The sequence below is a fragment of the Acinetobacter sp. 148 genome, from assembly GCF_031196675.1.
In the GTDB taxonomy this organism is placed as follows: Bacteria; Pseudomonadota; Gammaproteobacteria; order Pseudomonadales; family Moraxellaceae; genus Acinetobacter; species Acinetobacter baumannii.
The window spans coordinates 148,763-173,290 of the sequence record NZ_JAVIMT010000090.1 but is presented as its reverse complement, the minus strand read 5'-3'; the positions used below and the strand labels follow the sequence as shown (position 1 = coordinate 173,290).

The window sequence follows — 24,528 nt, the reverse complement described above, 5'->3', positions numbered from 1 at the left end:
TTAAATTGATTAAATTTCAACCTAATATCATTATTTTAAAATCTATATAAAAAACAAAAGCTTAAAATTTACAAGCATTCAGATTAATTACATAAAAACTTAATAAATTTATAAAATGAAGGATATTGCTTTATCTATTTTACTTTTTTTACAAGATGCAAAATAAAACAAAGTTTTCCCCCTTTAAAAAATTCGAGTAAATCCCTATTAATAAATAAGGTGTAAGACACGGATAGAAGGAGTTCTCACGTGAAAAAGGTTGTTAAAGCGAAAAATTTAATTGCGTTCCGTATTTGGTTAGAAAAATTAGGGTATTCGGTTAAAAACCTTGCTGATGGAAAAGGTTTTACTTTCAGTTTTAAAAAAGAATATGGCTTAGTGACCTGTGATTTGGCAGGTAATGCTTTAGCAATGCAGTTAGGTGAAGAATTTGAGGATCACTTAAAAGCATAAACCTAGGCTAGTTTGTATACTATTTTTATAGTGTAGATAACTCAAAAGTTCTGCTTTTTAAAAAGTAGTTCTATACGAAAATTTGCGAAATTTTTATAGTGGCTTTCCTTAATAACTATTAATGAGTAGATAGTTTTTAAATTATATTTTTTGATCATTAAATAATAAAACCTGTAGCACAGCACCTCTCCCGATTTGCCAGTTGCTACAGGTTTTTATTTCGAATTAAAAATTAAATAATTAATTCGTTTTCGATTTGCGTAATGCTTTATCTAGAACATCCTTGTCCAGAGCTTTGTCCCAACGGGCAACCACAATGGTTGCACATGCATTACCAATTAAATTGGTTAATGCACGACACTCCGACATAAAACGGTCAATACCTAAAATAAGCGCCATACCTGCCACTGGTACAGCAGGTACTACCGATAAAGTAGCTGCGAGTGTAATAAAGCCTGCGCCCGTTACCCCTGCCGCACCTTTAGAACTCACCATTGCCACTAAAAGCAATGCAACCTGCTCACCAATTGATAAATCAACATTACATGCTTGTGCAATAAATAAAGCCGCCATAGTCATATAGATGTTAGTTCCATCAAGGTTAAATGAGTAACCTGTCGGAATGACAAGACCTACTACAGATTTTTCACAACCTGCTTTTTGCATTTTATCCATTAAAGATGGTAAAGCAGCTTCAGAAGAGCTTGTACCTAAAACTAACCAGAGTTCGTCTTTGATGTAACGAATTAAATCGATAATTGAAAAGCCATTGTAGCGTGCTACAGCCCCTAAAATGATTAATACGAACAGCACTGCCGTGATATAGAAAGTCATAATCAATAGTAATAAATTACCGATTGATTCGATTCCATACGCACCGATAGTAAATGCCATAGCACCAAAAGCTCCAATTGGTGCAAGTTTCATTAACATGCCAACCAAATAGAAAACCGGAGCCGTGAGGTTATTTAAAAAATCAGTAATTGGACGTGCACGGTCACCCAATGCAGCTAAAGAAATACCAAATAGGACTGCCACAAATAGAACCTGCAAAATTTCACCACCAGCAAGCGGACTCACTAATGTTTGCGGGATAATATTCATGAAAAAGTCAGTGATATTTGTAGCATGAGCCTTTTCAACGTAACTATTTACTTTATCGTTGACTAAGGTTGCCGGGTCAATATTTAGGCCTTTACCAGGTTGAATGATATTAGCCACAATCATACCAACCACAAGCGCAAGGCTAGAGAAAGTAAGGAAATATAGCATTGCCTTACCTGTCACTCGCCCAACTCGACTCATGTTTGTCATGCTGGCAATACCAGTAACCACTGTCAAAAAGATTACGGGAGCAATAATCATTTTGACGATTTTGATGAATGCATCACCAAGCGGTTTTAAGCTCTCGCCAAGTTCTGGGTAAAAATGACCAATTAAAATGCCCAAAATAATTGCAAAGATGACCTGTACATACAAAATTTGATGAAACTTTTGTTTTTTCTGTACCGTTTCTTGGTCAAGGGTATTGAAATCCATTATCTAAATACCTTTTCGATGGGGATAAAAAAATAAAATATAAAGCGTGCACCACAAGCTGCTTTAAATGAAGTGGAGCCATTGTAAAGAATAAAAAACACCCTGTGTCATAAATTTAAAAAATGTAAAATTTAAAAACCATGCATAATTTTGTATAGAAAATATTTATCTCAATAAGTTTCATAAAACTCAAAGCCTTCAAAAATTTACATAAACGCATGTTTATAAAATAATTTAATTAATTACATCATGCATTATCTATGTTTATTTTTGACTTTTAAATGAGCAGAACAATTATTTCAAAAATAAATGATTAACTCATCCTCATATCAATCTTAAATTATGAGAATTTATTTTTTAAATAATAAGAAAGATTGATATATATTTATTTAATAAAAACAAGGGACTAGTCTTTTTATAGATTTTCTCTACTTATTTTTTATAAAAAGACGGTTTAAAAGGTCATATACATACTCAAGGCTAAGATCATGATTGGTAAATAAAATTCGAAATAACATAGGTGCAATTACTGCCTCGATGATTTCCTGATTAGGTATAGTAAGCTCATTACGTAATTTTGCCCTGTTTTGAATAATATCGAGTTGCTGGATAATTAAAGTCTCACATTTACGGGCATTAGAATCCGAGTTTGATGTATAGAGTACGTCTCGCAATAAGTCTTGCCCAACCTCTGAAGCATATTCTTCAAAATATTGCTCAACCCATGCTGTAATATCTTGTTGGAACGAACCTAAATCTTTGGGTTCCATGTCAGGTTTGAGTTCATTTAAAGCTACATCTGAAAATAATTGATTGATGTCACCCCATCGACGGTAAATGGTTGAAGGCGTAACCCCTGCCTGCGCTGCAATCATAGGAATAGTAATTTGGCTTTGCTCAAAATGTTTTTGTAGTTCTTTTACAGCTTGATGTACCGCAGTTTGTATTCTTTCGCTGCGTCCACCAGGGCGTAATCCAGTAACAACTTTTGCCATTTATAAACTCTGTAAAGGGATCAAAAAAATTTATAAATATTTATAACTATATACAAAATATACTAAAGCTAAGGATTTGCTTTAGTGGAAAAATAATGTATAAAAGCTAAATATTTGCTTTTATGTTATTCATCTTATATGAACAATTCAAGTTCAAAACGGTCAAGAGCTGTTTTTCAATTAGATGCGGCAAGTGCTTTGACACTTAATACCATCACGCTCATGACATTCATGGCTGCATCTAGTGCGCCGACACCACTCTACCGTCTATACCAACAGCTTTGGCAATTTTCACCGGTTACATTGACTTTGATTTTTGCCACCTATGCTTTTACGCTGCTTGGCTCATTACTCATTATTGGTTCTTTGTCTGATTATATTGGACGCCGCCCAGTCATTATTGCAGCTATTTCTCTGCAAATTATTTCAATGAGCTTTTTCTTATTTGCTTCAGATGTTTCGATGTTATTTATCGCCCGAGGCTTACAAGGAATCGCAACAGGGCTTGCTGTTTCAGCTATGGGCGCAGCAATTTTAGATTTTAGTAAGCTTCATGGCTCACTGATTAATAGTATTGCACCAATGATAGGTATGGCTGTTGGGATTTTTCTGACTTGTTCTATTTTGCAATTCTCTGCCCACCCCTTACAGCTTGTTTTTGAGTTCTTATGTTTTCTTCTTATTTGTGAACTCATTTTAAGTTTTCTTACTCCAGAGACCGCACAAAGAAGATCCGGTGCACTTGCTTCATTAAAACCCAATATGGCTATTCCCCCACAGACAAAAAGCGCTTTATTGAGTATTAGCCCGATTAACATTGCACTTTGGATGGTCAGTGGTTTCTTTCTATCGCTTATGCCATCTTTACTGGCAAAAATTTTCCACACGTCATCGGCATGGCTAAACGGGATTATGTTTATGGCGCTCGCCCTTTCCGGTGCGGTAGGTATATTAACGCTTAGGAAGTCGACAAATTTCCGTATTTTATTAACCGGTACGCTCTCGATTGCTATTGGTGCCATTGTCTTATTCATCGCCATTAACCTAACCAATGCAGTAGTTCTATTTTTAGGTTCTATTATTACTGGAGTTGGTTTTGGTACGGCGTTTATGGGGGCTATTCGTAGTGTAATGCCATTGGCACTTCCTGAAGAACGTGCGGGTCTTATGGCTGCTTTTTTTGTTGAAAGTTATTTGGCTTTTAGTATTCCTGCAATTTTAGCTGGCTATTTTGTAGGTAAAATTGGGCTGATGAGTACGGCAAATAGTTATATTGGTTTTATTATCTTATTGTCACTGGTCGCCCTTCTAATGATTATTAAAAATTTTAAAGATAAATAAGCCATAAAAATAGCCTCACTAGAGGCTATTTTTTTAATAGATGCTCTTTAAGTTCTATTAAAAAGTATCTGCTACATACATACGTACCATCTCGCCTTCCTCATCCTTTACCAACGTTAAAAACCGCCAACCACATTTTTCATAAAACTCGGTATGGTCTGTTATTAAATAAAGTGTTTGGATGCCCTGATTACTCAAGTCTTCACGTACAAAATCTAAAATGTGTTTTGCAATGTTTTGGTTTCGATAGTTCTCTTCTACAAATAAAGCACATAAGTTTGGTGTTAAATCTTTACGCTCATGGAAGTCATTATCAATGACTCCTGATCCAGCAATTAAATGCTTATCTTTATTTAAAACAATGTACCACTGTGGAATAGCATGCTTTTGATCAATGGAAATCTGAATACTCTCAAGATAGGCTTCCACAGGGATTTGCCATTTTTCAGAAAACCACTGTGCAGCCATTTCTTTGTATTGAGGGTAATCAGATAACCGTAATATTTGCATAAAATAAACCTATTTTGTCCAACCTTTTTAAGGTTGAGTCACTGAACTACGAATGGATTGCTGGGTTGGACTCTCATAAGTTGTTTCAGCAACTGGTGAAACACGCCATATTGTATTACCAACATCATCTGCGACTAATACTGCACCCGAAAAATCAATTGCTACCCCGACAGGACGCCCATACGCTTTGCTTTTTTCACTTAAAAACCCTGTCAAAATATCTTGCGGTGGACCAGAGGGCTGACCACTTCTAAATGGCACAAAAATGACTTTATATCCACTATGTGGTTTACGGTTCCAAGAACCATGTTGTCCAATAAATGCTCCGCCTCTAAATTGTGGCATGAGTTCGGCTGTATAAAATGCAAGACCTAACGAAGCAGTGTGGTTACCTAGAGCATAGTCTGGTTTAATTGCACGAGCCACCATGTCAGGATTTTGTGGTTTGACTCGTACATCTACATGTTGACCATAGTAACTATAAGGCCAGCCATAAAAAGCGCCATCTTGTACCGATGTCATATAGTCGGGTACTAAATCACTACCAATTTCATCGCGCTCATTTACAACTGTCCAAAGTTTGCCACTTTGAGGTTGCCAAGCCATACCATTTGGATTACGCAGTCCTGTTGCAAATGGACGTGACTGACCACTTGCAATATCGAACTCCATAATTTGTGCACGGCCTTTTTCTTGATCTAGACCATTTTCGGCCACATTACTATTGGAGCCAACGGTAATGTAGAGCTTTGTCCCTTCACGATTGGCAATAACATTTTTGGTCCAATGGTGGTTTAGAGGCCCACCCGGTAAGTCCAATACTTTAGTACCGGTTGAAGTAATATGTGTTTCCCCTTCTTGGTAAGGAAAACGCATGAGTGAATCCGTATTGGCAACGTATAAATGATTGCCTACCAGTGCCATACCAAACGGTGAGTTTAGGTTTTTAAGGAATACCGTTTTTTGGTCAGCTATACCATCGCCATTCGTATCACGGAGTAAACTAATTCGGTTTGCACTTGGATGAGATGACCCTGCCCGTCTCATTACGAAGGTCATAATTTTGCCTTTAATCCCTTTGCTGTCTTCAGGTTTAGGCGGAGCATCCGTTTCAGCCACCAGCACATCACCATTTGGTAATACATAGAGCCAACGTGGGTGCTCAAGTCCTTTAGCAAATGCTTTTACTTTTAAACCTTCTGCCGGAGTCGGCATCACACCACTTGGCCAACCTTGTGCCGGTGCTATATTTACGGTCGGAAATAAGCTTGTTTTCGGTTCAGGCAACTTTGGTTCCGGACCATAACTCTCGTTAATCGGATATTGAGAGGACGAAGCACAGCCTGTAACTAAAACGGTAGTGCCCAAAATCGGCAGTAAAAAACGTGTAAGCATCTTTTATCTCCATTTATTATTTTTTCGCAATAAACACAGGGTAATGCTTTAGAAGAGAGACTTATAGTTGATTTATTTAACTGTACTGAGCATTACAGTCTATATTTTTAAAATTTTAATACATAACTGGGTGTTTTCTAGAGGTTTAACTTACTCTAATGCTTAGCTATAAATTAATACCTGGCATTTAGTTTAATTACCAAAAGTATTTATGTTGGCTGATAATACTTATTAAGTAATTTGGTTTATTGTGCCTATTTTTTAATTAAAAATTCCTTTACCCTGACTTACTTTAATTATTTTTAACTTTCACTGTAGCTCAGGTGTTCAATTAAGTTCATTTATTTCTTATGTCAAAAAATTTAGCAACCTTGATTGGTTTAAGTGCCATCCTAATGTGGGCCTCTATGGTGGGCTTTGTAAAACATATTACGACCGCAATCGGTCCAGATGTTGGCATTACGCTGATCTATTCTTTAAGTGCTTTACTCCTGCTCATTATTTTTAGGGTGCCAAATTTTAAATTAATTTCTAAGAAATATTTAATTTTAGGGGCAATTTTATTTATTGCTTATGAGCTTTGCTTTTCGTTTGCACTTGCCTATTCAAAGACGGCGCAACAAGCGATTGAAGTAAGTATTGTAAACTACCTTTGGCCAAGCCTGACTGTTTTAGCTTTTGTTATTTTTAGAGAGTTAAAATTTAATGTGTTTATTATTTTAGGATTACTCATTTCAATTTCCGGTATCATTTTTATTCAGACCGGGAACGGAGATTTTAGTTTAGGTCGTGTTGTCGATAATTTTCATAGTAATCCTTTAAGTTATGTTTTGGCCTTTATAGGTGCCATTATTTGGGCTTTTTACTGTGTGTTGACCAAGAAAATGGGTAAAGGACAAAACCCTATTTCTATTTTCTTTCTTGGTGTTGCCCTAACCTTATGGCTAAAATTGCTCTTTAGCGGCCAAGTGAGTTTGCCTTCACTCGATTTAAATACAATTTTATCTTTAATCGTTGCTTCTGCTGCAATTGGCCTCGGTTATGCAGCATGGAATATTGGCATTATTCATGGCAACATTACCATGCTGGTGGTTGCTTCTTACTTTACCCCAATCATTTCATCTTTACTTGCCATGCTGGTTTTACAGACAGAGTTATCAATCAGCTTTTGGCAAGGTACAGCCATGGTCACGGCGGGTTCACTTATCTGCTGGCTTTCAACAAATTGGGCTGTGATTCGTTCGTATTTCAGAATAAATTAAAAGCTGATGAGTATTTATACCGAACTAGCAGCAATAGAACGGGCTGCCGTTTTTTGCTCTAATGCAAAATTTACAGCTTCTTTCGCATGAATGGTGGTGGTATCAAATAGAGGCACAGAAAATTTGATATCACCAATCAACATACAAATTTCGGTACACCCCAAAATAATGCCCTCGGCACCCTGCCCAATCAACTCTTCAACAATGGTCGTGTATTTGTGTTGCGAATCGGGGTTGATCACACCTAAACAAAGCTCGTCATAGATAATGCTATGTACTATTTTCCGATTTGCATCATTTGGAATAATCACCTCAATTCCATGATCTTGTAATCTGGCTTTATAAAAGTCTTGCTCCATGGTGAAAGCGGTTCCCAACAGTGCAACTTTTCGGATATTTTGACTTAAAATTTCTTTTGCTGTGGCATCGGCAATATGTATAAATGGAACCGTAATGGCATCTTCAATTTGAGGCGCTACTTTATGCATGGTATTAGTACAGACTAAAATACAATCTGCCCCTGCTTTTTCTAAATTTTGTGCTTGCTCAGCTAAGTAGGCTCCAGCTTCTTGCCACAAACCTTTCGATTGTAATGCTGCTATTTCTTCAAAATCGACACTATTTAGAATGATTTTGGCTGAATGTAGTTTCCCTAACTTGTTCTGAACCATTCTATTAATTTGTTGATAGTAAAGTGCTGTAGACTCCCAGCTCATGCCGCCGAGTAAACCAATTGTTTTCATTATTTAAACCTTTTGCTGAACCTAAAGCTTATCTATATCTTCTTAGATAAATAGACAGCTAGAATAAAATTGCTCTCTTTATTAAATTATTATTCATCTTATAAACTATAATTTTATAAAACGATTTAATAAGAACTTTATGTTAGAAACAGACCGCTTAATCTTAAAACCATTTGTTCAAGAAAATTTATCTACAGTCATTGAGATGTTACAAGACAAAGATTTTATGGCTTTTTCACCTTATGGTGACTTAACAACTGAAGCTGCAAAGACTCGTTTTTTTGAAATATTAGAGCATTATAAAAATTATAATTTTGGCAAAATGGCTATCGTCTTAAAAGATACCCATCAAATTATTGGTTATTGCGGTTTTGAAAATTGTGAAGTTGATGGCAAGAAAGAAGCTGAACTAGGTTTTAGAATTATTAAAAGTGAACGAAATAAAGGCTATATTGTCGAAGCCTCACTTAAGCTAATTGAAGACATGAAAAATCGAAATTTTAAGCATGTGATCGCTTTTTCAGAAAAAGATAATTTACCTGCCCATAACCTATTAAATAAACTTGGTTTTGAAAAAACAAATTCATCTAGTTACATGAATATGGATGTTATCTTTTTCAAAGAAGACCTGTCATTTCTTCGATAAAAATAACGTATTACCTTAAAAAACTTTAAGTGAATGAAGATCTATTGGTTTCAAGAAAACCACTATTAAACCCAAATCATAAAACATAAGAATTCACGCAAAATTCACGACCAGCTCTTTAATTTAATCTTATAAAGTTGGCTCGGATATAGACATGAAAATTATAACTACAGCCCTAGGGCTGATTACCTTGGCAGGTTTAACGGCGTGTAAAAGTGTGCCTAGCTACTCAGGTGACTATGGCAAAGCTGAACAAAAAATTACTGGTATAGAATTAGATGACCAACAGGCGCTAGATGTGGGCAATCGTTTTGTCGCTGCATTTAATACGCTCGGTACTCCTTCTTTTGTTAATAATGCTAGCAATCTTTACGCTGATCAGCTCTATATCAACGATACACTCTCGCAGTTCTCTCAAAAGAAAGATCTGATTAAGCATTTTGAAGGCATGAATGCCCGAGTGAATAATGTCACGGTAAAACTCATTAGTGCAACTCATCACCAAGATACAGCCTACATTCATTGGTACATGACCTATGACTTTAAAATGCTAGGTCGTTCAAAAACGATGGCTTCTTATGGAATTAGTCAAATTAAGATTAATGACCAACAAAAAATTATTTTCCAGCAAGATTATTGGGATCCAGCGAATGGCCTCTACCGTTCTTTACCCATATTTGGAGGAGTATATAAATGGATATTGCCGTTCAAAAAAGTCGAATCTTGATATTTCTAGGAATCTTAATCGTATCTCAAGCCAATGCGGCTGAATTGAAAAAATGCAGTTCAGCACCTTTAATGGTTACGAGTAAAAAGGTGGGAAATGTCAGTTACTTTGCTGAAGATTGCCAAAAAAATTGGCAAAGCCAAAGCATCAAAATGGACTTTAGCTATAACCGCGATATTCCCGAATGGGCATTTAAACGCGCAGCCACGCACTTTTTGAAGAAAAATGTTAGCGGCTTTGATGCTAAATCTCCGCTTAATCATATTAATGAACTATATATGCCAATTAAGAGTGGAGATCTTTATAGTCTCTATTATCAACATGAAAATCAAAAACTAGAACTGAAATTAAACCAGAAGCTACTCGGTTCTTTGAACAATCCGAATGCAAATCAATATTTTAAAATCTGGTTTGGTAGTGAACCGTTTAATGCTAAATTAAAACAACAATTATTAAATTAATGGCTTAATAAAATCTCATGGGTAATCACTTTATCCTCATGGTTGAGGACCATTTTGAACTTGCAGCAACGGTCTGCGAATTTCTTGAAGTGCATGGTTATGTTGTCGATCATGCACGTAATTTAGAGGCTGCACGGACTTTTCTCAAATCTCAGCATTATCATCTTTTGTTGCTAGATATAAATTTGCCCGATGGCTCGGGTTATGACCTATGCAACTGGCTACGCACCGAACAAGGCGTTGATATTCCTGTTCTTATGCTCACAGCAAGAGATACTTTAGATGACAAACTTAAAGGTTTTACCGCTGGAACAGATGATTATTTGGTAAAACCTTTTGATTTTAATGAACTAGTGATGCGGATTCGTGCATTAATAAAAAGAGCAGCTGGCGAAGTCACTCACCATAAAATTCAAATTCACGACTTAATTCTTGATAGCGCAACTCAAACCGTGGTTCGTGCTGGAAATAATATCGAGTTACCCCCTATTCAATTCAAACTATTAAAAATTTTGATGCGCCAGTCTCCAAAAGTGGTGACCAAGCAAGAACTGATGATGGAATTATGGGGCGACGAAGAGCCTGAAAGTGATGCGTTACGCAGTCATATCTATAACTTAAGAAAAATGGTTGATAAACCTTTTGACCCAAAGCTATTACATACAGTGGCAGGTGTCGGTTTAAAAATTGCTTTGGAAGATTCCGCGACTTAACTTAAATAGACCACAACAATTAAGCCTGTGGTTGGCTCCAAATCGAGTTCAGGATGAGTGGTTAAATAATATTGTCGATCAAACAGCTCCACTCTCCATCCTAGTTGTTTGCAAAGCTTTTGTACCAATTGCAAACCAATGCCATGACCTTTAGCCTTTAAGGAAAGTTGCGAATCGCTGAGCTCTTGCACTTTCACATCGTTAGGTAAAGAAATTCCAATTCCATTATCAGCAATAATCAGGCTGTTTTTTTGTTGAATAATGTCGATTTGTGAGCCTTGAGAATAGTTCAGCGCATTACGTAAAATATTACCTAAAACCATTTGAGTCATAGAAGGATATAACCAACGCGGCTGTTCAGAAACATCAGGTTGAATATTAATCTGTATCCCTTTACCCGCGCTCACCGCTTCTAAACTTTCAACAAGATCTTTTACCGTTTTGGATAATAAATTTTTCTCAGACGGCAAGCTTTTTACCGTATTCCGAGCAATCGCCAGTAAGGTATCGACGAGCAACTGCATATCTTCAATTGTGTTATGAAGACGGACTAAAGATTTATCGTCTCCGTATTTCACCTGACACAGTTGTACATTACCTTTCAAAATGGTGAGTGGAGTGCGTAACTCATGGCTCACATCTCCAGTAAATTCTCTTTCACGTCGAATAAAATCACTTAAAACCTGATGATATTTTTCTAAAGCTTGTTTGAGATATTCGGCTTCCATATTGCCATTGGTATTAATATCTCTAAAAGGAGATGCCTGAGTGTCTTGATGTGCCCAATCAATATTTTCTAAAGCATTTGCTAAACGCGTAATTGGGGAAAAATAGCGTCTTGCTCTTCGGTTTGACCACCACAAAAAACTATATAGAACAGATAAACTGAACATGAGTGGAGCAAGACCAAATAACCAGATCAGCTTATTAACATTGCTTTCGCCAAATACCAATAGAACATGTTGACCATTACGCTCACCATAGACCGTCATTCGTTCTTTACCATCAACGAATACTCGGTGCACGCCACTTTCTAAATGCATGCCCCGAAAAGGTTGAGGCGCGACCTGTGTATTCCACCGATATCCATATAAATTTTTAGTATCTGGTAAATCAGCATTTGGGTTACGTTCTATACGTAACCAGTAATGCTCCATTTCCTGTTCTAAAGCGGTTCTAAGTAAAGAACCCTTAATCACCCAAGCACTACAAGCCAACCCGACCACGATCGATAATGCAATCAGACCAATTTGCAACCAGTAATATCGATTGAACATTTGGGCTAATGGATGACTCGTTTTGCCATCATGTCGAGTTCTTATCATATCTTTATCGCCGGGATAGGCTATAGAAATTACTATGATCGCTTTTTAAATAAAAAGTGACCAATGACCCATTCTTGTCCTTGCTCAAAACCGAATAGCTCAGCACAAGCCATGAAGAAAATACGCCAGCGTTGCCACCAAATATTGGCATCTTTTCCATAGATTTTTTTAAACAGTGGTTTCAGTTCGACTTCTTGGTTATCCATATTCTCAAGCCAAGCATTTGCCGTTCTCATATAGTGCTCACCCGACCATTGCCACTGTTGGGTCAACTCTAAATGCTCTTGAAAATGCAAAAAAGTCGAAGTCGAAGGCATTAAACCACCAGTAAAGAAATACTTGGACATCCAATCATAATCTGATTTCACTTCAAAAGGATAATGTAAAAAGCGATGGCAAAAAATATGACACCAAAGTAAGCCGTCTGCCTTTAACCAGCCCTGAATTTTTTCAAAAAGAAGTTGGTAATTACGAACATGTTCAAACATTTCGACCGATACAACACGATCAAACTTGTCTTGGTCCAAGTCGAGTACATTCACATCACAGGTAAGCACTTCAACATTGGTTAAACCTCTCAATTCTGCTTGCCGAAGAATATGCTTTTTCTGCGTTGCAGAATTTGAAACAGCAGTAATCTGTGAGCGTGGATAGTTTTCTGCCATCCACAAAGTTAAAGAACCCCAGCCACAGCCTAACTCTAAAATCTGTTGACCGTTTTTAAGTTGTGCTCTTTCACAATAAATCTGAAGAGCCAACTCTTCTGCCTGATCTAAAGTTGTCGTTTTAGTCGGGAAATAGCACGCACTATATTTGAGTCTTTTTCCAAGCACCGCCTGAAAAAACTCGGTCGGCAATTCATAGTGCTGCTCATTTGCCTTATCCGTTTCAACCGCGATTTCGCTCTTCTTCAGCATATTAAGCACATCCATGTAGCGATGCGCCCCTTGTTCAGGGTCATAACGGCCTTCTTGGATTAAGCGCTTTTTACTTAAAGCTCGAATTGCAGCTCGAATTGCATGATCTGGAATCACACCACTTTCAACAATTTTCAAAGACTGATGAACAATAAAATCCATATACGCACCTATTTTTTTGGTTTTCGCGGAATAAACATTGATGTTTTTTGTTGATAATCAAGATAATTTTGACCGCGACTTTTAATTGCTTGTTTTTCACTAAATGGAATACCCGTGACGTAATATAAAAATAGCCACATCAGTAACGGATAAATCCACAATACATATTGGCCTGCCGCTAAACCAATAATTGGATAGGCAAACCAGTGTAACCATTCAAAAAAATAATTGGGGTGACGTGAATAACGCCATAAACCCTGATCCATCGTTTTGCCATGATGATCTGGATTTAATTTAAATCGGTATAACTGCTGATCAGCGAGCTGCTCTCCCATGAAAGCAATTGCCATGATGACACCAGTAATTACTAAAGCGACTTTATATCCACTACTCCATTCAGTTGCCTCTACATTGAGTAGCGTCCACATCGGTAAAAAGAACAAAAGCACTAAAAGTGTTTGAAAGATAAAAAAGAATAAAAAGCCAATATGCTGAAACTTACCCATCGCTTTACGCATGCTCGCGTAACGGCCATCTTCTTTTTGTTCAGATTGATAACGTCTTAACAGGTGCCAAAATAATCTTAAAAACCATAAGCCGCTAAAAATACCGATAAAAAAACGCACTTCAACTGGGGCAACTGAAATGAGTAAAGAAGACACGATAATGTTTACTGCCAGACAGAAACTCCATGCAGCATCTACAATTCCAGCTCGGCCATTTAGAGTGGCAAGTAGCCAGCTCAGCAACATGATCATTAAATCTAGAATCAGTAAATTCCAAAACATGAGCAGTCTCCTTACTTGAGCGGTTTGAGTCAGTAACTGGTACTTTCAAACAACAAGTGAACATTGCTTATCACGCCTTCTTTAAAACCACCTTCGCAATAACATAAATAAAAATCCCACATGCGAATGAAGTTTTCATCAAAACCTAGAGCCAATACTTGTTCCCGCGCTGCTAAAAACCGCGCTCGCCAGTGATGAAGTGTTTGTGCATAACTTAAACCAATATCATTTAAATGTTTTAACCTTAAACCACTTTCAGAAGCAGTTTGAGTTAATACACTTATGCTAGGAATGAAGCTACCAGGGAAAATATAGCGCTTAATATAATCAACTGTATTTAATGCTTTTTTATATCGGAAATCTTCAATGGTAATGGCTTGAATAAATGCCAAACCTTTCGGTTTTAAGAGTGCTTTACATTGATCAAAGTATGTCGATAAATATTGCGCACCAACTGCCTCAACCATTTCAATTGAAACCAGCTTATCGAACTTACCTTCGAGCAAACGGTAGTCTTTAAGTTGCACATCAATTCGATGTGCCAAGCCAGCTTCATTTACACGAGTAACGGCTTCATCATATTGAGCTTGTGAAATGGTAATGGTGGTTACTCTACAGCCATAATGTTGAGCTGCATAAATGGCAAAACCACCCCACCCACTTCCAATTTCAACCAAATGATCTAGCGGTTTTAAATCTAACTTTTTACAAATGATCTCTTTTTTTAAATCAGATGCTTCTTCGAGGGTCATGCTTTCATTTTCAAAAACTGCGCTCGAATACATTAAAGACGGATCTAAAAATAATTTAAAAAAGTCGTTGCTTAAGTCGTAGTGCTCGGCAATATTTTTACGGCTACCACTTATAGAATTCTTTCGATTTTGATACCAAGCTTTAAGAAAAAACTGGCTCGCTTGAGCAATAACATTCTGGTTGATTTGGTCCAATACAGCTCGGTTGCGCGCCAAGATCTGGATCAACTCGACAAGGTGCTCGCTGCTCCAGTCACCACGGATGTAGCCTTCTGCTGCTCCCAAAACACCATTTTTTAAAATAAGATCCATCAATAAAGGATTGTGAACTTCAATCACAGCATGTAAGTCTGAAACTTCACCGACCGTCCCATTCCACGTGCCCTGAAAAGTGATCTGTCCATGACGTAATTTAAGAAGACTCTTGAGCAGTAACGGTAGTGAGTCATCTTCACCATAAAGAAATGTTTTTATCATGTCTTATCTACCTTGATCTTTTTAGGATGACGATAAAATGGAACTTTTTTTCGCCACAACTTAAATGCCTGTAAATATATTGAAAACAACATTTTAAAAGGCGCTAGGCTGTTTATAAGAGCATATCGATATTGCTGTGAAGGAAATGTGATGGGCACAAGCTCAAAACGCATAGTGGCATCAAAGACTTGTTTCTGCTCTTCAAAAAGCTGCATGTGAATGACATTCTGCTGATCCGAAAAACTAAATCGCCAACGGTAAGTCAACTGCATGGGCATGAACGGCGAAACATGAAATGATTTTTCAAAGTTAAAATCGAAACTTTGATAGTCACCCGCCTGTCCTTGTTGTTTTATACAGTCATGTGTATAGACTTTTCGTTCATTCCACGGGGTATTGGTAATTTCACTAAGAATAAATAACGGTTTCCCGGCTTTATTTAAAACAAAATAAAATACGACTGAATTAAACCGAAAACCTAAACAACGAGGCAAAGCCAACACTCGGATTTGCCAGTCTGGCCGAAGGTGTAAGTGATTATTTTGCAGTATCGCTTTCTCTACTCTGTCTCTTATAGAACCGTGATACATGTTTAAAAAATCATTTTTAGATAGTTTTAATACATTCCAATGATCGGTCGACCAGAGTGAACAATCGTTTGTAATATCAACTAATTGATCTGGATCGAACCATAAATAATTTAAGGTCGATGTAAACTCATGCGGTTTAGGGCTATAACGCCGATGACGAATAAGCGCAGGAGCGATAGCAAGTTTATTTAATAACATTTGAAAGCTCCTTATTTATTCTTATAACGCTAAGAGTTGCTCAACAACACGTGCTGCACTGCGGGCGCCGTCTTCATGAAAGCCCCAGCCCCAATATGCTCCACAAAATGAAGTACGATTTTGCCCATTAATTTCGCGCCAACGAGATTGAGCTTTAATCGCTTTTGCATCAAATACGGGATGCCGGTATTGCCGCTCAACCAAGATGTCTTCGGCTTTGATTTTCATATTCGGATTTAAAGTAGAAAAAATTTGCGTAGCGCAGGATAAATTCTGCAAATTGTTCATCCAGTAGGTAAAACCATAATGTATGTCGGACTCATCGTTTTGAACTTGAGATTTTGGTGTTACATGTACATGCCAGCTTGCCCACTGCAAACGGCTTTTAGGCATAATTGAAAGATCACGATGGACGACCATTCGATTATCTTGATAACCAAATTGGCTTAATATTTCTTGTTCAAGCTCCGACGCATCTTTAATTAAACTTAGGCTATCGTCAGCATGGCTCGCAAAAATCACCCAGTCATATTGCGATTGCCCTTCAACGGTTTCAATCAACACAGTTTCTGGTGAACGACTCACAGCTTTTACTTCTGCAAATTTCCACTCAATAGATCGGCATTTCTTTTGAATAGCACGAATATAGCTTGCCGAACCGTGTTTAACTGTTTGCCATTGTGGGCGGTCTTTTAACTGCAACATGCGGTGATGTTGAAAAAAGCTCACCACAAATCGATATGGAATTTGTCCTACTTGCTCAACAGATGCCGACCATAAGGCACCGCACATCGGATAAAGATGTTCATAACGAAACTCATGACTATATTTGTGAAGGTCCAAATACTCTTCAATCGATAAATTAGGATCGATATCCACCACATCTATATCTTTATTATCATCATAGAAACGCAGCAAATCTGAGAGCATTTGCAGAAATTTTCGGTTTAAAAAGTTCTGCGGACGGGCAAAGAGCGACCATTTTTTTGAAGGGTTATATTGAAGTCCACTGACCAGATTATTCACCGAAAAACTCATATCACTGCTTTGAGTTTCTACGCCTAATTTTTTAAGCATGTCAGTAAATAACGGATAGTTATAGTCGTTAAACACAATAAAACCACTATCTACCGCGACTTTAGTGCCTTCTATCTCTAGCTCGTGAGTGTCAGTATGACCGCCAAAATAATTATTTTTTTCATACACAGTGACGTGATGTTGTTCTGACAATCTCCAAGCTGCGTAAAGTCCAGATATACCCGAACCAATAATGGCAATTTTCATAACACTTCACCGTTTTCAATTTTTTCTATCGATAAATTTTTAATCTTTTTATATTGATAAACCTTGTCTGGTACTGGCTTTAACCCCCACACCAAACCAAATAGAGACATCAGTTTAAGCACATAAAAAGTGATATCAATCTGCCACCAATAAAAGCCTTGTCGCACACTGCCTGCGTAAAAGTGATGGTTGTTGTGCCATCCTTCACCCAAGGTAATTAATGAAAGTAGAAAATTATTACGGCTATCATCTGGGGTATTAAACTCACGTGAGCCATAACGATGAGCGAGTGAATTAATACACAAGGTTGCATGTGTTAATAGAACAGTGGAAATCACAAATCCCCACACTAAAAGTTGTAAGCCATTGGTGCCCAACTCAGGAAAATGTTGTGCAAGCCACAAACCTAAACCATAAATTGCTAAGGCCGTCAAAATCACAATAGGCAAACTAAATCGGTCTAGCCAAATCAGCTCTGGATATTTCAACCAATCTTTAATGACTTTTTTTCGAGTAGCAAAATTCTGTTCATTTAAAAACCAGCCTACATGCGAATACCAAAAGCCTGCTTTCGCTGAATGCGGGTCCTGATCGGTGTCGGTAAAGTGATGGTGATAACGGTGATGAGCTGCCCACCATAACGGTCCTCGCTGCGCACTCATGGTTCCGATCAGTACAAAAATGAATTGAACAATACGTGATGTCTGAAAAGTTTTATGCGAAAGATAGCGGTGGAAAAAAGCAGTAATTGCAAACATGCGAATAAAATAAAACCCCAGCATGAAAACAACCGCGAACCAAGATACGCCCACCCAAAACGCAGCTAAACAAGCGATATGCAGTAAAATAAAAGGAATAATTCTTAACCATTGAATTTTCTTTTCAATGACATATTCGCTAGAAGCACCCACTTGCGCATTTTCTGAATCTGACCAGCTATCGATCCAGCGCAGAAAAAATTTAGACATTGATTCTTCCTGATCTAAAGCATTTCTTTTGGTTCTAATTTAGAAAATGCGCAATGAATTTTATGTGAAGTTCACTCAATTACGAGATAAATATAAGCATCTATGCAACCAGCACTTTACTATTTAGACTGGGTTGTCTTAACGAGTTTGGAAACGTCGTAGCCATAGCTTTTTGCGGTTTGCAGATAAGACTGATATGTCGCTTCATCAAGTTGAGGGCTACGAGAAAGAATCCATAAATATTTATGGCTTGGGCCACCGACTAAAGCAACCTGATAATTTGGGTCAACTCTTAAAACCCAGTAATCGCCTTTTGTAAAAGGAATCCATCTAAGGCCAGAAGGTAAAAAGCTTACCTTCAATTTACTGTTGCCTTCATTTTGCGGATAAGCAACTCCTTCAGATGAGATCATTTCGCCTTTTTTAGTCGTACAGCTATTTAAAACACCAACGGTTTTGTCCGCGTTAATAGAATAGTTTGCAGTTGTATTGGCTACACAATTACGCTGAAAAAACATAGGTAAATGCGCAATTTCATACCACTTACCTGCGTATTTATTAATATCAATAGAATCAACAGCGACAGGTTTAGTATTGGTGTCTGCAAAGGTGCTCAAAGGAAGCATTAAACTGACCGCTGCAAGGCTACTGCTGATGACAAGTGATTTAAATAATAATTTCATGATTGCCCTCTTCTGTTTATTTCATACGTTTAAACATACGTCAGAGGGCTGTGAACAAAGTGTGAATTTTAAAAATTAAGCAACATTAATAAGGATTTAATTGTATTTCTTTAGTGCATCTGCAACTGGAAAATCAAGCTCAAAGCACACACCCTCAACCGTGTTATAAACTCGATAGCGGCCATGATGTAGATCCAGAATTGAAGCAACAATCGACAAACCTAATCCACCTGTTTGATTCTCATCACTTCGACTTGAGTGGCATTGGTAAAATCTTTCAAAAAGATGCTCAAGTTGATGTTCAGCAATTGAAATACCACCCGTGACCACAGTCAGACTCACCCATTGCTTATGCTCAATCATCTTATGTTTTGTTGCGATATAAATAGTTCGCTTGTCACCACCGTGAACCAACGCATTTAAAATCAGGTTATAAACGGCTCTTTGAAAAAGCTCAGGATCTGCAAATAAAGTTTGAGCTTCTAAGTTAAAACTAAAATGACAGTCTTGTTCCTCGGCCTGATATTCAAAAATCTGGCATAACCTATCCATAACATCTTGGAGGTTTATTTCTTGTTTATTTACAAGCACCATTTTCTGATCGGCTCTTGCCAAGAAAAGCATGCTATCAATCATGCGTTTTAATCTGTGATAATCATCTAAATGAGAAACCAGTAAATCTTCATATTGTTCAACCGAACGTTCACCAGTTAAAGCAATCTCAGTTTGCCCAATCAGATTATTTAAAGGTGTGCGGAACTCATGTGCGATATCTTCAGAAAAACGGTTGAGCTGCGTATAGCCCTTTTCAATACGCTCAAGCATGTGGTTTATATCTTTTGAAAGCAGATCAACTTCTAAAGGTGAATTTGGGAGGTTTAACCGTTTTTGTAGCTGATTTACGTTAATAGAATGAGTTTGCTTGCGAAGCTGTTGTAGCGACTTTAAACCTAAATGACACACTAAAATGCAAAGCACAAAGATCGCAAACACGCCCCCGACCACATAGATCAAGAGACTTTCTTGAAAAGGTAAAAGAATATTAATGCGTTCCGACCATTGTTTACCTGCAATGAGCAGATAAGGTTCGTTATTAATTTTTATGGTTTTCCACGCAATTCTCGTTGGATATGAGTTGTTAGCTAAATCTTGAAATTGAAGACTGTCGCGCTGTGCAAGCGGAGGTAGTTGAATGTGAAGCGGATTGATATTAATTAAAGTTTTGTCTTTATGAATAAAAAGAAATAAGTTGTCTTGATTGCCAAGCATGTTTTGATACAGCTTAGGCCGCGCAATGATTTGCTCTACATTTTCGCTATCTTGCAGCAAAATTTCCAAACGGTTAATTCTGTCTGCTAAAGCTTTATCTTGCTGCTTTAACAAAATCTGGTTAATACCCAAATAGGTCATAAAGCCGACTGAACATAAAATTAAGGCAGAACAAAGCGTGACCAGTAATGTAATACGGACTTCAAGAGAACGCACAAATTTAAAGTTCATAAACTAACCGAAATTTTATAGCCCAAGCCACGTATGGTATGAATAAGTTTTAATTCATATCCCTCATCAATTTTGCTTCGTAAACGGCGTACTGCGACGTCAATAAAGTTGGTATCGGTGTCAAAGTTAATATTCCAAACTTCGGAACCAATTTGTCTGCGCGTCACAATTTGCTCTTTGTTGAGCAACAAATAACGCAACAAATTAAATTCGGTTTTACTCAGCTCAATTAAGTTGCCACTACGCCATACTTTATGACCAACCATATCCATTTTTAGATCACTAATAGACAACTCATTTTCTTGCAGATATTGCTGTCGTCTTAACAGACTTTTAATGCGTGCCAACAGTTCAATATAGGAAAAGGGTTTAGCCAAGTAATCATCTGCTCCCAACTCCAAACCTTTCACTCTATCCATCACCTGATCTTTCGCCGTTAAAAAAATCACCGGAATTTTTGAAAACTGGCGTAGGACTTGTAATACGCTCCAGCCGTCTATGTCTGGCAGCATGACATCAAGAATAAGCAAGTCATATTGATCTCTCTTTAGCATTTCCAAACCTTGCAGCCCTAAGTGAACACACTCCGCTTGATATCCAGACTCTTTTAATCCTTTGACCAAATAAGTGGCGATCTTGATCTCGTCTTCAATAATAAGGATACGCATTTTGTAGAGACTCATTTGAAAGATGACAACTTTGTAATGTGATTGTCATGCTTGAAATTAAGCAATTTGTTTAAGATTTTCAAAGCGACATAGAGGCAATCATCATGAAAAAATTGAACTGGCTGATGTTAGCAGCCATGCTATTCGGTAGTAGTACTTTTGCACAGCCCCCTGCTTTGAATCAAGTTTATTCGTTAGATCTTCAAACTGCCCACCTGCTAGCCGACAGTGCAAAAGAGGCATGCAAAAAATTAAATCAAAACATTGCGGTTGTTGTTGTAGATCGCGGTGGTAATCCATTAACTGCCGAACGGCATGAGTTGGTGGGCCCGCATAACTTAATGGCTGCCGAGAAAAAAGCCTATACCGCGTTATCTACCAAAACATCGACCTTAGTTTTAAGCCAAAATAGTAACCAAAACCCCGATGCAAAAAATTTAACTACCGTAGCAAATTTACTTTTGTTAGGCGGTGGCGTACCTGTCCGTTTTGAGAACCAAGTGATCGGAGCCATTGGGGTTGCAGGTGCTGGCGGCGCACAAAATGACAATCAATGCGCAAGCAAAGCCATTGAAACCGTTTTTCGTTCATAAGGAGTTCATCATGACTAAATCATTTATTGCTTTATCTTCATTATTTATAGCTTCAGCTACATTTGCACAAACTAATCCACTAAGTGTTCATGTGTTAAATCTAGAGACGGGTTTGCCCTCTTCTCAGGTTGAAGTGGTTTTAGAAAAAAATACCAATAACCAGTGGGTTAAACTCAACCAGCAAGTGACCGATTCAAATGGTCGTATTACTGCGCTCTATCCAGAAAATAAAAAACTAGAGCAAGGAGTTTATAAAGTTACCTTTAAAACTGAAGACTGGTTTAAGAAGAACAAACAACAAACTTTTTTTGCCGAGGTTCCAGTAATTTTTAAAGTCGATGGAAGCGTAAATCACTACCATATTCCGTTACTACTTAGCCCTTACGGTTATTCAACCTATAGAGGCAACTAAAATAAAAACCCCCTTTATCTGTTGTACAAATAAAGGGGTTGATTAAAAACGATGCGTTTTACGAACAGACACCATTGCTAATAATCGATTTTTTATTTGAATCTAGCGCCACAATTGAAGAAGAGATGGTATTAATAATTTGGCTCATCGCTTCATTTGAAGCACCTACAATTGCTTCCATTTTTTTAGCTTTTTGATCAATCGGCTGTTTAAACGCAATTCTACAATTGAGCTGCGCTCCTCTATTCGAGATTACTTTAGGATTCGTTGACTCTAGTTGAGTGGGCGGTACTTGGCGCTTCACTACCCAAGATACGGCAACGTTGATATTGCTATTATCTACAATATCAAAATGAGAAAAGTCAGTAGAAACTCGATATAGAGGCTGATTGTTTCCAGAAAGCCCACTGCTATAACTGTCAATTGCTCCAAGTTTTTGTTGCAAACCAGCCGATAAGGTATCGCGTAGCTGTGTACCCAAAGTCGATGTCCAGCGCTCATTATCAAGTACAGTCGACTTACCATTACTGTCTTGTAGCACCAGTGGCGCACGGTCTAAGCGATCTGGAATCCCGACCGGCAAGACCTCAATCACCTGCACAGTCGAGTTCGAGACCGGAGTCACTTTAGGTGTAAGCGTATAATAGTTTGGTGTTGGTGAACTAGAACATGCTGTCATGGCTATCGCTGCCAAAAGCACTCCACTCCCAAGCAGCCATTTGGCTACTTTAGAGTGTTGCAATGATCGGTTCTTTTTATTTTTCATCGTTGGCCTCTGGTCTCTTACCACGAATAATAGATTCAGGATGTTGTTCAATATAGTCTGCCATTAACTGTAATGATGCAGCCGCACGAGTCATTTGTTGTAGTGCTTTACGTACATCTTGTTGTAACGGCGCATCGCTCGACAAAATAGACTCGGAAGATCTTACAGTTTTACGAACATCGTCTAAGGTTGCTTGTAAACCAGGAGCAACTTTACCATCTAACTGTTTAACCAGCTTGTCGGTAGACTCAATGGCTGTATTCATATTCTTAAGCGTTTTGCGAACATCCTGCCCAATTTCGACTAGTGGGAATTTCGTTAATTTATCAGCAATTTGGGAAACCTGTGCCTGTAAACCGCTTAACTCCGTTGCAGTGGTTGGAATTACTACACGGCCATCATTCAAGATTTGTAGAGTGGCAGGTTTTGCTTTAGGGAACTTATCTAAAGCAATATAGTTTTGACCCGTTAAGAGGTTGCCGGTTCTCATTTGGGCACGCCATCCATGCTCAACAAAATCTTTGAAAATGTCGCTGTTTGGATTAAGTGCTTGGCCGTTTTCAACGCGTGAAGGATAAATCACTGCCTCAACACGCATGCGAATCTGCTTATAGTTGTTATAAAACTCTGCATTAATTGATTTAATGCTACCAATTTCAATTCCCATGAAGTCAATTGGCGCCCCCACAGCCAAACCACGTAATGAGTGATCAAAGTACATAATCACGCCACGTGGTAGACCATCCGGCTCTTTTAATGCTTCAGCTTTTGAGTCCCAAAGATTAAAACGGCTCTTGTTAGCAGCGACAGTCGCATTTGAGTTTTCAGGGAAACCAAACGCAATACCACCAGCAACAATACTTGCAAGCGATTGAGTATCTAAGTTAAAGCCTGAAGCATTTAACGTCACATCAATACCACTTGCCTGCCAGAAACGTGTGTCAGTCGTTACAAATTTATCGTACGGCGCACGAATAAACGTCTGAAGTTCTACGCTTTTACCGTCATCAGATAGCTTATAAGCTGTAATTTGTCCTACGTTAATTCTTCGGTAATAAATTGGCGAACCAATATCTAAAGATCCCAAATCATCGGCTTTCAAGAAAAACTCTTTGCCCGGCACATCGGAGGTAATCACTGGCGGTATTTCCAGACCTGTGAATTCAAGTTTTTTCTCGGGTGATTTCCCGCCATCCACTTCAATATATGAACCCGACAATAAAGTGTCGATGCCTGAAACCCCACTTGTCCCAATCCGTGGACGCACTACCCAGAACCGTGAATCTTGAGCAGCGAAATTGCTTGCATCCTTACGTAAATCAATGCGCGCAATAATGTGAGATCGGTCTTCTGCAAGATCGATTTGCCGTACCACCCCAATGTCTACCTGCTTATAGCGTACTGTTGTTTTACCTGCGACTAAACCTTCGGCGGTACGAAAAGATACTTCAATGGTTGGTCCATTAGAAAGTAATGCTTTCACCGCCAAAGAAAGCGCAATCAGCAGCGCAATAAGTGGAATAATCCAGATTAGTAGAGGCTTCCACCGATTTTTCTTTTCTTGGGGTTCTGGTAAATCATTCATGTTTTCCAGTTCAACATCTGTTTCATGATGATCTGAGGTCTCACTGGTTGTTTTGTTTTCAGACATACTCATTGT

The 24,528-nt window shown here is 38.0% G+C and carries 26 protein-coding genes; 9 read left to right on the top strand and 17 right to left on the bottom strand.

What is annotated here, in order from left to right; genetic code table 11:
- Nucleotides 1-249: 249 nt before the first annotated feature.
- Nucleotides 250-453, top strand: a complete 204-nt coding sequence (locus tag RFX69_RS18440; protein WP_000758190.1) for a hypothetical protein — start codon at nucleotides 250-252, stop codon at nucleotides 451-453.
- Nucleotides 454-693: 240 nt separating this feature from the next.
- On the opposite strand, the gene RFX69_RS18435 is transcribed toward RFX69_RS18440, so the two are convergent.
- Both RFX69_RS18435 and RFX69_RS18430 read right to left on the bottom strand, forming a co-directional pair.
- The gene (locus tag RFX69_RS18435) at nucleotides 694-1,992 is read right to left on the bottom strand and encodes a dicarboxylate/amino acid:cation symporter (RefSeq protein WP_000347180.1); all 1,299 of its coding nucleotides are present in this window, start codon (nucleotides 1,990-1,992) and stop codon (nucleotides 694-696) included.
- Nucleotides 1,993-2,420: 428 nt separating this feature from the next.
- Complete coding sequence (locus RFX69_RS18430; protein WP_072617747.1) at nucleotides 2,421-2,987, bottom strand: TetR/AcrR family transcriptional regulator; 567 nt, start codon at nucleotides 2,985-2,987, stop codon at nucleotides 2,421-2,423.
- Between the two features lie 138 nt (nucleotides 2,988-3,125).
- On the opposite strand from RFX69_RS18430, the gene RFX69_RS18425 reads away from it, so the two are divergent.
- Nucleotides 3,126-4,328, top strand: a complete 1,203-nt coding sequence (locus RFX69_RS18425; RefSeq protein WP_289332373.1) for an MFS transporter — start codon at nucleotides 3,126-3,128, stop codon at nucleotides 4,326-4,328.
- 57 nt (nucleotides 4,329-4,385) lie between these two features.
- On the opposite strand, the gene RFX69_RS18420 is transcribed toward RFX69_RS18425, so the two are convergent.
- Together RFX69_RS18420 and RFX69_RS18415 are read right to left on the bottom strand one after the other, a co-directional pair.
- Nucleotides 4,386-4,838: a GNAT family N-acetyltransferase gene (locus tag RFX69_RS18420; RefSeq protein WP_001166565.1), complete on the bottom strand. Its 453-nt coding sequence runs from the start codon at nucleotides 4,836-4,838 to the stop codon at nucleotides 4,386-4,388.
- A 27-nt stretch (nucleotides 4,839-4,865) separates the two neighbouring features.
- Nucleotides 4,866-6,233 (bottom strand): sorbosone dehydrogenase family protein, encoded by a 1,368-nt coding sequence (locus tag RFX69_RS18415; RefSeq protein WP_289332372.1) that lies wholly within the window; start codon nucleotides 6,231-6,233, stop codon nucleotides 4,866-4,868.
- A 350-nt stretch (nucleotides 6,234-6,583) separates the two neighbouring features.
- Between RFX69_RS18415 and yddG the strand changes: the two genes are divergently transcribed.
- Nucleotides 6,584-7,495, top strand: coding sequence for an aromatic amino acid DMT transporter YddG (gene yddG, locus RFX69_RS18410; protein ID WP_000042006.1), 912 nt, complete (start codon nucleotides 6,584-6,586; stop codon nucleotides 7,493-7,495).
- Nucleotides 7,496-7,509: 14 nt separating this feature from the next.
- Here yddG and RFX69_RS18405 read toward each other — a convergent pair whose 3' ends face one another.
- Complete coding sequence (locus RFX69_RS18405; protein ID WP_289332371.1) at nucleotides 7,510-8,238, bottom strand: aspartate/glutamate racemase family protein; 729 nt, start codon at nucleotides 8,236-8,238, stop codon at nucleotides 7,510-7,512.
- A 139-nt stretch (nucleotides 8,239-8,377) separates the two neighbouring features.
- On the opposite strand from RFX69_RS18405, the gene RFX69_RS18400 reads away from it, so the two are divergent.
- The 4 genes from RFX69_RS18400 (at nucleotide 8,378) to RFX69_RS18385 (ending at nucleotide 10,785) form a co-directional block, all read left to right on the top strand.
- Nucleotides 8,378-8,884, top strand: coding sequence for a GNAT family N-acetyltransferase (locus RFX69_RS18400; protein ID WP_000894317.1), 507 nt, complete (start codon nucleotides 8,378-8,380; stop codon nucleotides 8,882-8,884).
- Between the two features lie 154 nt (nucleotides 8,885-9,038).
- The gene (locus tag RFX69_RS18395; protein WP_000692365.1) at nucleotides 9,039-9,611 is read left to right on the top strand and encodes a nuclear transport factor 2 family protein; all 573 of its coding nucleotides are present in this window, start codon (nucleotides 9,039-9,041) and stop codon (nucleotides 9,609-9,611) included.
- Nucleotides 9,578-10,072, top strand: coding sequence for a chalcone isomerase family protein (locus tag RFX69_RS18390; protein WP_271055753.1), 495 nt, complete (start codon nucleotides 9,578-9,580; stop codon nucleotides 10,070-10,072). Before RFX69_RS18395 ends, RFX69_RS18390 begins: the two co-directional genes overlap by 34 nt.
- A gap of 17 nt (nucleotides 10,073-10,089) precedes the next feature.
- Entirely contained in the window at nucleotides 10,090-10,785 is a 696-nt protein-coding gene (locus RFX69_RS18385) for a response regulator transcription factor (protein ID WP_000526534.1), read from the top strand.
- Here RFX69_RS18385 and RFX69_RS18380 read toward each other — a convergent pair.
- The 10 genes from RFX69_RS18380 to RFX69_RS18335 all read right to left on the bottom strand — a co-directional run bounded on the left by RFX69_RS18380 (nucleotide 10,782) and on the right by RFX69_RS18335 (nucleotide 21,097).
- Nucleotides 10,782-12,110, bottom strand: a complete 1,329-nt coding sequence (locus tag RFX69_RS18380) for a HAMP domain-containing sensor histidine kinase (RefSeq protein ID WP_289332370.1) — start codon at nucleotides 12,108-12,110, stop codon at nucleotides 10,782-10,784. The genes RFX69_RS18385 and RFX69_RS18380 overlap by 4 nt on opposite strands.
- A gap of 32 nt (nucleotides 12,111-12,142) precedes the next feature.
- Entirely contained in the window at nucleotides 12,143-13,189 is a 1,047-nt protein-coding gene (locus RFX69_RS18375) for a cyclopropane-fatty-acyl-phospholipid synthase family protein (RefSeq protein ID WP_000345898.1), read from the bottom strand.
- An 8-nt stretch (nucleotides 13,190-13,197) separates the two neighbouring features.
- A complete protein-coding gene (locus RFX69_RS18370; protein ID WP_289332369.1) occupies nucleotides 13,198-13,977 on the bottom strand; it encodes a DUF1295 domain-containing protein in 780 nt (259 codons plus the stop codon).
- 29 nt (nucleotides 13,978-14,006) lie between these two features.
- A complete protein-coding gene (locus RFX69_RS18365; protein WP_271055755.1) occupies nucleotides 14,007-15,206 on the bottom strand; it encodes a cyclopropane-fatty-acyl-phospholipid synthase family protein in 1,200 nt (399 codons plus the stop codon).
- The gene (locus RFX69_RS18360) at nucleotides 15,203-15,994 is read right to left on the bottom strand and encodes a DUF1365 domain-containing protein (protein ID WP_271055756.1); all 792 of its coding nucleotides are present in this window, start codon (nucleotides 15,992-15,994) and stop codon (nucleotides 15,203-15,205) included. The genes RFX69_RS18365 and RFX69_RS18360 overlap by 4 nt, the downstream gene beginning before the upstream one ends.
- Before the next feature lie 21 nt (nucleotides 15,995-16,015).
- Nucleotides 16,016-17,278, bottom strand: a complete 1,263-nt coding sequence (locus RFX69_RS18355; RefSeq protein WP_271055757.1) for an NAD(P)/FAD-dependent oxidoreductase — start codon at nucleotides 17,276-17,278, stop codon at nucleotides 16,016-16,018.
- A complete protein-coding gene (locus RFX69_RS18350; protein ID WP_271055758.1) occupies nucleotides 17,275-18,246 on the bottom strand; it encodes an acyl-CoA desaturase in 972 nt (323 codons plus the stop codon). Before RFX69_RS18350 ends, RFX69_RS18355 begins: the two co-directional genes overlap by 4 nt.
- A 119-nt stretch (nucleotides 18,247-18,365) precedes the next feature.
- Entirely contained in the window at nucleotides 18,366-18,929 is a 564-nt protein-coding gene (locus RFX69_RS18345; protein ID WP_000770558.1) for a lipocalin family protein, read from the bottom strand.
- A gap of 96 nt (nucleotides 18,930-19,025) precedes the next feature.
- Entirely contained in the window at nucleotides 19,026-20,429 is a 1,404-nt protein-coding gene (locus tag RFX69_RS18340; RefSeq protein ID WP_001009555.1) for a heavy metal sensor histidine kinase, read from the bottom strand.
- Nucleotides 20,426-21,097, bottom strand: coding sequence for a heavy metal response regulator transcription factor (locus RFX69_RS18335; RefSeq protein WP_001221364.1), 672 nt, complete (start codon nucleotides 21,095-21,097; stop codon nucleotides 20,426-20,428). The genes RFX69_RS18340 and RFX69_RS18335 overlap by 4 nt, the downstream gene beginning before the upstream one ends.
- A gap of 125 nt (nucleotides 21,098-21,222) precedes the next feature.
- On the opposite strand from RFX69_RS18335, the gene RFX69_RS18330 reads away from it, so the two are divergent.
- Together RFX69_RS18330 and uraH are read left to right on the top strand one after the other, a co-directional pair.
- Nucleotides 21,223-21,690, top strand: a complete 468-nt coding sequence (locus RFX69_RS18330) for a heme-binding protein (RefSeq protein WP_085941192.1) — start codon at nucleotides 21,223-21,225, stop codon at nucleotides 21,688-21,690.
- Between the two features lie 10 nt (nucleotides 21,691-21,700).
- Nucleotides 21,701-22,102, top strand: coding sequence for a hydroxyisourate hydrolase (gene uraH / locus RFX69_RS18325; RefSeq protein ID WP_000167347.1), 402 nt, complete (start codon nucleotides 21,701-21,703; stop codon nucleotides 22,100-22,102).
- Between the two features lie 58 nt (nucleotides 22,103-22,160).
- On the opposite strand, the gene RFX69_RS18320 is transcribed toward uraH, so the two are convergent.
- Both RFX69_RS18320 and RFX69_RS18315 read right to left on the bottom strand, forming a co-directional pair.
- A complete protein-coding gene (locus RFX69_RS18320) occupies nucleotides 22,161-22,868 on the bottom strand; it encodes a membrane integrity-associated transporter subunit PqiC (RefSeq protein WP_289332368.1) in 708 nt (235 codons plus the stop codon).
- Nucleotides 22,858-24,525: an intermembrane transport protein PqiB gene (locus RFX69_RS18315; RefSeq protein WP_002016783.1), complete on the bottom strand. Its 1,668-nt coding sequence runs from the start codon at nucleotides 24,523-24,525 to the stop codon at nucleotides 22,858-22,860. The genes RFX69_RS18320 and RFX69_RS18315 overlap by 11 nt, the downstream gene beginning before the upstream one ends.
- Nucleotides 24,526-24,528: the final 3 nt, after the last annotated feature.